The organism is Kitasatospora sp. NPDC086791 (genome assembly GCF_040685975.1).
Lineage (GTDB): Bacteria > Actinomycetota > Actinomycetes > Streptomycetales > Streptomycetaceae > Kitasatospora.
On record NZ_JBFBOC010000057.1, the window covers coordinates 1 to 11,264 of the forward strand.

The following is an 11,264-nucleotide window of genomic DNA, read 5'->3' on the forward strand; positions in this document are numbered from 1 at the left end:
GTGTGTTCGTGTTTTTCTGTTGTGTGCTCTCCACACCCCCCCCAACCGGCCGCCGCCCGCCGGTCTGACCGGCGGGCCGCTGCCGTTTCGGGGCCGTGGAGCTAATCGGCCACGATCTCGAGAAAGTAGTCATAGGTGGTCAGGTCGAACGTGATCCCGGATCTCCGGCTGATAGTTTCGGCCTGCTCCTGTGCAATCGGGTGGACGTCGGAGAACTCCCGGAGCGAGCTTCCGAAAAGTTCAGCCAGGAACTCTCCTCCCAGATCTGAGACATCGGCCTCCGAATCAGGGAAATCGGCATCTTTTTCCTGTACACCGAGATGATGTAACTCATGGCTCTACCTGTCGCATCTTGTCCGCCGGCTTGGCTCCACGCGGCTGAAACGATGGCCGACACGGAGGAAGAGGTCTTCGAGTTCGTCGTCCCAGATCGCGGCTGCGGGCTCATTGATCACGACGTGAGGCTGCCCCGCAGCTGCCACTACCAACGCCGCCTGCACACGATCGAGGGGCGGTCCGACGAAGACCACCCCTGACCGGGTATCAGCCCACTACAATCACCCCGCGCAGCCTCTGAGCAGGAAAAGCGTCGAAGTTCTGCTGGACTAGGTCGAGGCCACGAGGCTGGAGCCGGCGTCTGCGTGTCACTTTCGTGATGCCTTCGCCTCTCCGGCACTCCCCAATACTGCCGAAACGGCCATGGCCCCACCACGTGTGGTGAGGCCATGGCCCAACATCTTTATCAGGCTTCCAGCGATCCAGACTTGAACCTGTCCTGTTGGGACCGATCCGGCAGCCAGGATGGCAGGTCAGGGCTGCGGAAGTGCCCTCAGATAGCGTCCCCGGATCTGGGCCTTGCGATACGGTCCGCAACCGTCACAGTCGTACTGTGGTTCATCGAAGTCGACCCAGTACAGCAGCTCGTCCCTGAGAGCGAAGGGACTAGGGAGGACAGGTTCGGCATCCCAGAATTCGTCAATCGTGCCCTCGAACTCACGTTGCCATGGGCCGTCCCATTCTGTGTCTCGGAGTACAACCACGCGAGTCCCGGGGGCTAGCCGTCCGGAAGAGGGACCTTGACCCGATGAGGGGTCCGTGTTCATCCAATAGCCTCTGTTCTCGTTGCGATACCGTCGTACCAGCCCTCACTCACTGCGGTCCTTGAACTTGTAGTCGGCTGCTTGGCGCGTCCGCTTGTTGTACACGTAGTGGATCTCGATATCGTCGATGATCTGCTCCATCTTGACCCAGCCGTCCTTGGCAGGCCATTCCGGATCGCGCATCGTGATCGGAAGTTCCCTGCCGTACTCGGGATACTCCTTGACGAGGTCCATGGCGCGCTGTTCGGGGCGTCCTCCTGCGGAGGTACGGCCGGTGGACTTCTGGGCTTCGCTTAGCGCAGTCCGGAGCCCCTGATCGAATCGCTGGAGGCCATCGACGGCGATGTAGACGCCGCCGACCACGACCACCCCACCCATGACAATGGCAGGCGCGCCCGCGACGCAACCGACTCCGCTCACGCAGGCCACGGCTCCGCCGCCCGCCTCAGCTGCACCCCCGGTAGCGGCTACGGCGCCGAGAAGTGTTTCACCTGCTCCGATCCAGATGTCGGGAGTGGTGACGACCGAGACGGTGTAGGCGGCAGCCGTGTGAAAGCTGTCGTCCAGCCAATCCGGCAGCCATCCGTCGTCGGCGTTCTGATCCTCTTGGGCGTTCTTCTTGCGCCACTCTTCGACTATCTGCTGCCATCGCGCATCCTGGGCCTGCTGCTTGGCGACGACCGCCGAGTATGCGGCCTGGGCCGCGATGCCTGCCGCCACAGCGTCTTTGCCCGCTGCAATGGCCACAGCCTTGGCCTCGCCAGCTGCGGTCCACGCTTCCGTGGCCGATGTCCGGGCTGTGGCCGCAGCATTCTGTGCCCTTGTACTGGATTCGACCGCGCGTACGGCTGCGTTGTTGGCATCTGCGGCTGCTGTGCGTGCGGTTGCTGCGGACTGGGCGGCCCGAGCGGCTGAGGCGTCGGCGCTGTTCGCCGAGTCGGCGGCCTGCTTGGCGTAGCCGGCCGCTGCGTCGGCGGAGGCTTTGGCCTGCTTGGCGTAGCTGTCCGCTTCCGAGGCGGCCTGCCTGGCAGTGGCCGCTACCTGGCCCGCGAGCGCGGCGTCCTGTTGGGCGAGCGAGGCCACCTGCTGGGCACCGGCGATGAGGTTCTGGACCTGCGCGACGTGGGTGTCGGTGAGGTCGTCCCTGCGCTGCGCCCGGTACTGGCCGATCTCGATGAACGCCCTCAGGCCGGTTGCCGGTGCCTCAAGTGCTGCGTTCGCGGCGAGCTTCACCTCCGCGCCGCCGGTGTCGGCGAGTTGGGTGGCACGGACGCGGTCGTCGGCCTCCTGGGCGGTGTACTGGGTGGTGGTGAGGAACGTGACCAGGGCTTCGACGGAACCGGCGTTGAGGGCGGCGTTAGCAGCGGTCTTGACGCCTGGCCCGCCCCTCTCGCCGATCTTGGCGATCTGCACGCGGTAGTCAGGGGCGCAGACCCGGTACCGGCCCGTCTGGAGGAAAGCATGGATCTGTGCGGCATCACCGTTGAGGGTTATCAGTGCTGCGTCATGCAGGGCTGTGAGCTTGGTGTCGTCGACAAGGTGCTGCAGATGAACGCGCTCGTCCTGGCGGTCTGCCTCCTGCCATCCGGTGCGGGCGTAGTCGACCATGGCCTGGTCGTCCGCGCGCAGTGCGGCCTGTGCGGCGGCCCGGCTCCAGGAGCCGCTGGTCTTCATGGCGGCGACGGCCATCTTGCGGCCGTCGGCGATCACCAGGGCCCGGTCGGTCTGCGGCTGGGAGGCTTCGGCGGCGACGCGCACTGCTTCCGCGTCGAGCTTCTTGAGGTCTTCGGCCGTCCGGGTGGCTGAGGCCTTGCGTAGGTCGTCTGCGGCCCGAAGGTCGCGGGCCTGTTCGACGGCGGCGGCGGAGCGGGCGTTGACCTCTTCCTGTTCGCTCCTGCGCGCGAGGGCCTGGATGTTCTTGGCCTGGTCGACGGCGGCCGTCGCGGTGTCGGCGGCCTGTTTCGCCGCTGCCGCGCTCGCGGTTGACTGCTGTGCCGCGGTCGAGGCGTCGCCTGCGTGGTCGGCGGCGTTCTTGGCGGCGGCTGCCGCGTTGGTGGCGTGGGCTGCGGCCGAGTAGGCGGCGTTGCGGGCCTCGTGGGCCGCGGTGGCTGCCTCGGCGGCGAGTGCGGACGCGGCGTTGCTCGCCCGTTTGGCTTCCCGGGCGTTGCGCCGGGCGGAGTCGGCGGCCTGGCGGGCCTCGGCTGAGGCGGCTCCGGCCTGGTCAGCCAGGGTGCTGGCCTGTTCGGCGGAGCCCGCGGCGGCCTCGGTGTTGCCGATCGAGGCGACGGCTGCCGCGGCTGCGGCCCCCGCGGATGCGGCGGCGTTGGCGGCCTGGTCGGCGGCGTCGCCGACCTCGCAGGCCATCCGGGCCGCCGCGCCTGCGTCCTCGGCGGCCTTGCGTGCGGCCGGGGCTAGCGCGGCGCTTGTGGCGGCGCCGGCGGCTGCGTTCTGGGCGCGGGTGGCGGCCTGGGCCGCGCCGTTGGCGGCGCTGGCGGCCGCGGTGGCGGCGTTGGCCGCGATGCGGGCGGCGCTGTTGGCGGCCCGGGCGGCGGAGATGGCGGCCTTGGCGGCGTCGGCCGCCCGCCGGGTGGCCTCGGCCGCGCGGTTGGCCGCGTTGGCGGCCCGGGCAGAGTCGTTCTGGGCTGCGGCGGCTTCCGAGGCAGCGGTGGCGGCGGCTTCCTTGGCGAGACGGGCGGCGCTGACGGCGCGCTCGGAGGCTTCCTTGGCGGCTTCGGTGGCCTGCTTGGCCTCGGCCCCGGCGGTCTTGGCCTGGGCGGCGAGCTGTTCGATGCTGGCGTGTTCCTGGTCCCGGGCCCGGGCGATGTGCTGGCCGACGGCGAGGAATTCGCGGATGTCGTCGATGGAGCCGTTGAGTGCGAGCGTCGCTGCCTGCTGGGTGGCGGGTCCGCCGCTTGCTTCGAGCTGGGAGACCCGGACCCGGTCGTCCGCGTCCTGCTGGACGTACTGGTCCTGGGTCAGGAAGCGGCGCAGGTCGTCGATCGTGCCGTTCAGCGCGGCGTTGCCGGCGTTCTGGACGCCCCTGCCGCCGGTTTCGACGAGTTGGGCTGCGCGGACCCGTTGGTCCTGCTCGAGGGGTGCCTTCCAGCCGTCCTTCAGGAAGGCGTGGAGTTCCTGGGGGGTGCCGGCGAGTGCCTTCTCGGTGGCCTGCCGGACGCCGCGCCCGCTGATGGTGATGAGCTGCAGCGCGATCATCCGGTCGTCGACCGTCTCGGCGCTGGCCCGGTCGGTGGCGAGGAATGCGCGGACCTGGTCGTCGGTGCCGGTCAGCGCGGCTTCGGCGGAGGCCCGGATGGCGGGGCCGCCGGACTGCCAGAAGTCCAGGACCCGGGCCCGGTCGGTCGGTGCGGGGCTGCTGTCGGCCGCGGCGGGTGGCGCCGTGACGAGCGAAGTGATCAGTGCTGCTGGAACGAGGAACTGGCAGGCTGCCCGTATGGTCGGTAGGACCGTCCATGACGAACGTTTCTGCGGTGGTCGCATGGTCCTCTCCTGTGTCGTGTAACCGAATGGCGTGTCACAACCCGGCCCCAGCGCGCGTGGACGCACATGTACGCGTACGCCCACGCGTCCGCGTACGCGTTAGGAGTTCGCGCGCTCACACAGGGCGGGTGCGGGAGGCCGGCCGTGGCGGGCCGGCCCCCGGGAAGCGGTGCGTGCGCCCGCTCACCCGGTGGTGGTGGCGGTGATGGCCGTGACGCCGACGGCGCCCCCGGGGACCTCGGTCCACGGCGTCCACTTGCCGGCGTCGTAGTCGGCGTCGCGGCTGTAGACCCTGCTGTCCTCGTTGACGGCGAGGAGGTGGACGACGTTGCCCTCGGAGCTGCTGGAGATGGCGCTCAGGTGGTTGTCGCTGACCTTCTGCCACTGCGGGTCCCAGTAGCCGCGGTCGTAGTGGCCGTAGGTGGTGAACAGGTCGCCGAGGCCGCCGATGATCTGCAGGTCGACGGTGTAGCCGCGGGCGGCGGCGGTGATGCCGTTGACGCCGACGGCGCCGCCGGGGATCTCGCCCCATGGGGTCCAGGTGCCACTGGCTGGCTTGTCGCGGGTGTAGACCCTGCCGGTGGTGCCGACGGAGTACAGGTGGACCGTGTTGTCGGGGGTGGTGGCGCTGCTGAGGTACTTCGCGGTGTTGTCTCCGAGCTTCGTCCAGCCCGACCAGCCGCCGCCGGCGTAGTCGCCAGTGGCGTCCCACACCGTGTCGTCCGAACCGATGATCTGCAGGCTGACGGCGTTGCCGCGGGCGGTCGCGGTGATGCCCTTGACACCGGCGGCGCCGCCGGGGACCTCCGTCCACGGGGTCCACCCGCCGCCGACCCTGCCGTCCTTCGTGTAGACCCGGCCAGCCCCGACCACGAACACGTGCACGGTGTCACCGATCGAGACGCTGTCCACCGCGGTCAGCGCACTGCTGTCGATCGGCGACCACGTGCCGAGCCAGCTGTTCGCCTTGCGGTCGAGGGCGGTGTCCCACAGCCCGGTGTTGCCGCCGACGATCTGCGCGTGCAGGCCGGCCTTGACCTCGGCCGTGCGGTAGCTCAGGTCCTTGATCCAGGGGCCGAGGTCGTCGACGCGGGTGGCGGTGGCGCCGGTGCGGGTCTCGGTCGAGGGGGTACCGAGGCAGCCGCCCTGCCAGGAGCGGGCGGTGAGGGCGGCGAGTTCCGTCTTGCCGCCGTTGTCGCGCACCAGCGGCGCTCCGGCGTCGCCCTGGCACAACGGGGTCTGCCCGGGGGCTGGCGCGGTGTCGACACTGGTGGGGCCGACGGCGCCGGTGGTGTGGGCGGTGGTGTGGAGCTTGCCGGGCACCCATTCGGTGGCGGTGCGGCCGTAGCCGGATACGCGCAGGCTCTCGCCGGCCGTGGGCGTCGTGGAGGAGAGTGCCAGCGGTGCCACGTTCCTGACCGGCGAGGCGAGGCGGGCCATGACGAGGTCGCGGTCATGGCGCGGTACCAGCTCGACGACGTCGACCTGGGCCCCGACGGCGGTGTTGGAGAGGTCAGTTCGACCGATGACGGCGGTGGTCCTGTCCTTCGGGGCACCGGTCGTGACGGTGGACAGATCGTCGGGGGTGTCGGTGAAGCAGGATGCGGCGGTGAGCACCCAGTACGGGTCGACCAGGGTTCCGGTGCAGGCGCGTTTGGTGTCGCCGACGGTGATCCTGGCGGTGAACGCGCTCGCGGGGTCAGTGGGCTGGGAGGCTGCGGGGGTGGATCCGGTGCCGGTGACCCGCAGTTCGAGGAGCGTGGCGGGGTCCCCGGACGGGGAGGCCTCGCCGAAGCCCTTGGCGGTGTTCCTCGGCACATCGATGGTCTGGGACTGGTCCTTGCCGGTGAGACTTGCTCTGACATCGCGCCCGAAGGTCTGGACCCGGTATGCGTCGGGGATGTTGACGGCCAGGTAGCCAGTGCCGGTGGGGGCGGCGAAGCAGAGCCAGTTGTCGTGGAGGGTGATGCTACGGGCCCACACCTTGATCTGACTGGGCCTCGCGCAGTCCGTCACGGTGATACCGCCGTCCCCTCGGACCACCGTTGCCCCGGTGTCCGCGAGGACTTGTCCGGCGTTGGGATACCCGAACGACTCCACAGCGGGGCGCGGGGAAGCGGCGGGCGGCTCTGCGGCCGCGGCGGTCGACGTCGGAACCAGGCTCCAAGCGGCCACGGTGGCCATAGCCGTCACCGCGACGACGGCGCCACTTGTGTGTGAGACGTTTCTCGTTGTTCCAAATTTGGGCGGCGCGAATCTCAATGGAAAATCCGTCCAGGAGGCGATCGACCGATAAAAGAGGAGCCAGCCGGAGAACCATCGGAGAACCAGGAGCGCAGCACGGGAAACGGCGCCTCAGTGATCCGTCCACGGAATCTGGCCGAGTGTCCGCAGGTACCCGTCGTTCCAGAGTGAACGAAGAACCGCCACTCCCGTCAGGACGGTCGTGGCCCGGTACCGGCGGCCGCTGACGTGAAGTGTGCCAGCGTACGATCCGGGCGAGTTGGCAATGCATCGGCCTCTTCTTCGGATTCCGTCTGTGGTGCGACTGTCCCGTCTCGCCCGGCCTGTCCCGGCGGAGGTACCGTCGCACCGACGCCACCGTCAGCCCCGGAGGCCGAGCAGCGCGGCCGTCTTGGTACGCCCGTCGCCTCCTGCTCGTCTGGGACACGGTGGCGCCGCTGGCAGGCCCTTGACGCCCTGACCGCGTGGGGCCACGACACCGCCGGCCTTGCCCGGCCCGGTGATGACGACCGGAACCCCTGACACCAGCTCTTCTTGGCCCCGCGGCGACGGAGACCCCGACACCCGTCCTTCTGAGACAGCCCCAGCGCACGAGAACCGCGTCCCGCCGTGCCTTTCGCGCTGTCCAGCCCCCGGGCCATCCCCGCACGGCCTGGTCGTCTCTGATGGCAATACCCGGGACCGGCACAAGACGTGGCGGCTGGAGGGAACGGCCGGGCTGGACGCGGCCGGCGCCGTGCTCGGGATGGTCCGCTCGGAGATGGGCTCCACGGCCCGGGGCGCGGGCCGCTCCGGTGCCCAGCACGCGATGGCGGTCAACGAGACGATCGCCGCGTTCGTCCTCGGCGGCAGCGCGCCCGGGGCCGCGGGCGGGGTGGGCACGGTGCGGTCCTGGTCGACCGAGACCGAGTTCCTGCTGCCGGGCGGCAAGCGCAAGGTGCGCCCGGACGGTGTGTGGCAGGCCCCGGAGATCGGGGTGCCGGTGCTGATGGTCGAGGTCGATCGCTCGACCATGACGCCGGCCGACGTCGCCGCGAAGTTCCCCCGGTACCGCGAGCTGTTCCGCACCAAGGTCCGCGACAACGACCCGGCCCTCGCCGACCGGGAGCCGGCCGACCGGACGGTGCACTGGTGGCGCCGCACCTGGCCCGGCCACACCCGGCCCGGGTACCCGCCCGTCGCCCTGGTCGTCACCGGCGCCGGACCCGTCGCGCTGGCCAACCGCCAGGAGGCTGTGGCGGACCTGTCCGCCGACTGCTGGCGCGGGCAGTGGTGGACAGTGCCCCAGGACGACAACGACGGCGACGGGTGGCGCGAGTACGACGACGCCGTGCCCATCGTCGCGACCACGCTGGAGCTGCTGGCCGAGCACGGCCCCTTCGGCCCCGTCTGGTGGCGCTACGGCCGCCCCGGCCGGCACTCCCTGCTCGACGCGCTGGAGAACCCGAACAACCGCGCCGCCTACAACCAGCGCCAGAAGGCCCGAGAGAAGAAGGCCCGCCAGGAGCACCGAGAGTGGATGCGCACCCTCGCCTGCGCCGACTGTGGCGACGTTCCCGAGGAGGAGAGCACCTGGCACTACGGCCCCGACGGCTGCCGCATGGAGTGGACCCGCCGCCCCGGCGGCCGCTGCTGGACCTGCCACGAGGACCGCGAGGAACGCCTGGAACGGGAGGCCGAAGAACAGCTGGAGACCGCCCGCACGGCCAACGCCGCGCTGCGCCCGTGCTGGACGTGCCGGGGCTCGATCGGGGGGAAGGAGGGCTCGGAGCTGGAGTTGCGGGAGAAGGCCCGGCCGGACCGGCTGGAGTGCCCCGAGTGCGTACAGGCCCGCGCCGCAAAGGACTTGGGCCCGCTGAAGCTGCCGGTCCCGACCAAGCGCGAGCTGGTGGCCGCGCTGGTCTCCACTCCAGACGATCCGTGGTGGGAGGAGCGGGTGCTGCACGCGAAGCTCTACCCGGCGAGGGGCCGTCGGGTGTGACCTGTTGGTTGTGGTGGGCCGTTTTTGGTCTCTCTCGCGGGGTTGTCTGGACCTTTGGTTGTGCCTGTTGAGGGTGTCGGGTGGGTGGTGTCGGGTGGCTGGTTTGGTGACTGTGTGTCGTGGCGGGTGGGGTCCGGGGGGTCGGGTCGGCCTGCTCGGGGGTGGGCCCGGTGTTGTGGGCTGTTTTCGGTGTTTTCGGGGGTGAATTCCGCCGGGTATTCCGCCCGGTTGTTTTGGCGGATTGGTTGCCGGTGGTGGTCTGAATTCGGGTCGGAATTGCGGTGGCGGGGGTTGGTGTTCGGTTTGGTGTGGGTCGGGTTCGGCGTCGTCCGGGCCTGCTGCGCCCCTGCTCGGCCGCCGCCGTCCCGGGTCCGCCGGCCAGGCCGCGCCCCGTCCGGGTGCCTGCTGCCGCCGTCCGGGGCCGTCCGGGCCACTGCACCCCTGCTCGGTGGCTGCCGTGCGGGCCGTCGGCCTTGGCGGCTCGCCGCCTGCCCGGCGCCCGGTCCGCCGTCCGGGCGCCGCAACCCGCTGCTGGGCCCGGTCGTCGTCTTGGTCGGCCGCCAGGCCGTCCCGCTGTGCCCGGCTCGGCCGCGCCGTCCCGCCGTCCTGGGGCCGCCGTCCGGGCCGTGCCCGCCGCTGCGCCCTTCGCTGGACGGCTGGGTGGCCGTCAGGCCGCCGTGGAGGCTGCTCTGGTGGCGGCTGGGGAGAGTAGTTGGTGGGTTGTCGCGCCTGCTGTCGCGTTGCCTGTCGCGGTGGGGTGGTGTCGTGTGGTGTGACGTGGGCGGATACTCGGTTTCCCCTGTGTGTGGTCTGGGCGCGACAGCACCCGCGACAGCCGCGGGGCGGGGCTGGTGTCCCGGAGGCCGGCGACCGCCAGGCGCTGGCCGTTCCGGGGGCGCTGTCCGGGGTGGCCGGGCGGTGGCGGGGCGGCGGGCCGCTGGTTGGGGCCGGCCTTCTCCTGGTGGTGGTGCTCGGTGGCTGGGTGGCGGGTGCAACGCGGGGGTGCAACACGGGGCTGTGTTGCGGGTCTGACCAGGCGTTATGTGGCCGGGAGGGGCCCGGGGCGGGCGTGTTGCACTTCGTGTTGCGCCGGGCTGCGCCGGTCCGCCGGCCTCGACTCCTTCCCGGTGCCCCCGGCCCGCGCTGCCTGGTGCCGCGCCCTGCTGCGCCCGTCCTGGTCGCCGTCCTGGTCGGCCGCCAGGCCGTCCTGCTGTGCCTGGCGGTGGGGGTGCTGTCTGGGGGTCTGGTGGTTTGGTCACTGGTGTTTGTGCTGGTGGGAGCGGGGGTCAGTGACCGAAGTGACCGGGTCGGGTGGTGACGTTCGGGGTGTGGTCGGCCTGTTGATGGGTTGCCAGGCCGCCGGGTGCGTCCGGGCCGCTGTCCGTCGCTGCTCCGGTCGCTGTCCGGTCGGCCGTCGGGCCGCCGCCGGGCTCGGTTCGGTCGGGCCCGGCACCGGGTGGTGTTCGATTTGGTGCCGTTGCCGGTGGAATTGTTCCGGGGGCGTCTCGCGGGATTTCCGGGAGGCTCAGAAACGGCGGGTGCCGTGTCGGCCGTGAGGGCCGTAGGCCCCTTTTCGGCGTGCCTGAATTCACTTTCCCGCCGCTGCGCCTCGGAACCCTTTCGATTTCTCCGTGAGAATGGCTTCGGGTTGCATTCATGGTCCACCTTTGAAATGTCGGAAGGTGATCCGGTGAGAGCCGTCGGTGTGAGGGTTCGTATTCGCGGTTCGTGCTCCCTCGCGGGCGGGTAGGATAGTGCTGTACGGCGTTCCGGGAAACGCTGCCGGATGCGGGTTCGGATTGTGCGGTTGAGGTTCCGTCAGGGGCCGGCGCGCAGGGGGTCCGTGAGGGCCCGCCAGGGGGCCGGAGGGCCACCCGTCCGGACCGGCGGCCGGGGGTTGCCCTCCGGGGCCGCAGGCCCCGCCCCGAGGGAGGCGGATGGGCCGTCAGCCCGGCAACCAGGCGGCAGGGCCGGTCACCGGATGGGCCGGGAGGGTGAGGTTGTGGCTGATACCCGAAGTTCGCGACACATCGTCAACGCCCGGCGCCGCAGGCCCGGGCCGGCACCCCGTCCGGTCGGAGGGATGGGCCGCTACCCGAATTCCGCGTCACATCGTCAACGCCCACCCCCCGGGCGCAGCCCGGAAAGCGCGGCCAGCAAACCTGCCCGTAGGGCCGTGAAAAGGCCAGCCCAAGAAATCTGGAAAGCCGACCGATTGACGGGCCGCAGGCCCGGGGCAATGCCCCGGGAATGGCGGAGCGCAGCGACGCCCGACGCCCGCCCCGACGGCGCGTGCCGCGCCAACGAATTCGCCACCGGCGAATTCCCCCCAGCCACCCACCGCCCGCCGAGGCGCAGACCCCGGCGGGGACGGCAGCCGGGCCGGGGCGGTGGGCGGCGACCATGCGGGCCAGCTGGGCGGGGCCCGGACGGGGGATCTC

General features: G+C 70.8%; 3 protein-coding genes. 1 reads left to right on the plus strand and 2 read right to left on the minus strand.

Annotated elements, in window-relative coordinates; genetic code table 11:
- Positions 1-1,145: 1,145 nt before the first annotated feature.
- A complete protein-coding gene (locus AB0Q99_RS33950; RefSeq protein WP_363578068.1) occupies positions 1,146-4,598 on the minus strand; it encodes an ALF repeat-containing protein in 3,453 nt (1,150 codons plus the stop codon).
- A 183-nt stretch (positions 4,599-4,781) separates the two neighbouring features.
- The gene (locus AB0Q99_RS33955) at positions 4,782-6,581 is read right to left on the minus strand and encodes a trypsin-like serine protease (RefSeq protein ID WP_363578070.1); all 1,800 of its coding nucleotides are present in this window, start codon (positions 6,579-6,581) and stop codon (positions 4,782-4,784) included.
- 1,006 nt (positions 6,582-7,587) lie between these two features.
- Here AB0Q99_RS33955 and AB0Q99_RS33960 point away from each other — a divergent pair.
- Complete coding sequence (locus AB0Q99_RS33960; RefSeq protein ID WP_363578072.1) at positions 7,588-8,823, plus strand: replication-relaxation family protein; 1,236 nt, start codon at positions 7,588-7,590, stop codon at positions 8,821-8,823.
- Positions 8,824-11,264: the final 2,441 nt, after the last annotated feature.